Annotated in this window: 1 protein-coding gene; it reads left to right on the top strand. The window is 51.7% G+C overall.

The window, feature by feature from the left end; genetic code table 11:
• Positions 1 to 284: 284 nt before the first annotated feature.
• The coding region (locus JEM65_RS21910) for a hypothetical protein (protein ID WP_233530827.1) at positions 285 to 543 on the top strand (259 nt) is incomplete at its 3' end.

The following is a 543-nucleotide window of genomic DNA, read 5'->3' as shown; positions in this document are numbered from 1 at the left end:
TGGGTGCCTCCTCTCTCATGAGGTACCTCGGTTCTGTGCAGCATACACCCTCCTTTATCCTCGCGGTGCAAGAGCCATACGTGTGGAAAGGTAAACTTACAGGTTTCGACAGAACACATCAGCTTCTGTATGATCATCTGTCTCTCACTCCCAGGGCTGCCATCTACGCATCTCGGGATTTACACCTCTGGCCAATGCCGGAATTCACCTCGCGAGACATCTCCACATGTCTTTGGCTTACCCATCAACCCCACCTACCGAAGGTGATCGTTGCTTCTGTGTATATGGACTACACCAATCCATTGGTATGGCCAGATATGCTGGGCAAGCTGCTTCGCTACTGCCGCCATGGCAGACACAAGCTCTTGATTATGTCCGACACTAACGCGCACAGCTCGCTGTGGGGCTCCTCGGACACGAACAACAGAGGTAAGGCTCTGGAAGACCTTATCTTCTTAAATAACTTGGCAGTTCACAATACTGGCGCCCATCCTACCTTCCACAATAGGAGGTCCTCAACCATCATCGACGTCACACTCTCCT

This window comes from Gelidibacter salicanalis, assembly GCF_016469035.1.
GTDB classification, from domain to species: domain Bacteria; phylum Bacteroidota; class Bacteroidia; order Flavobacteriales; family Flavobacteriaceae; genus Gelidibacter; species Gelidibacter salicanalis_A.
Note: the sequence above shows the minus strand (reverse complement) of the source record. Positions and strands in the feature narration are given on the sequence as shown.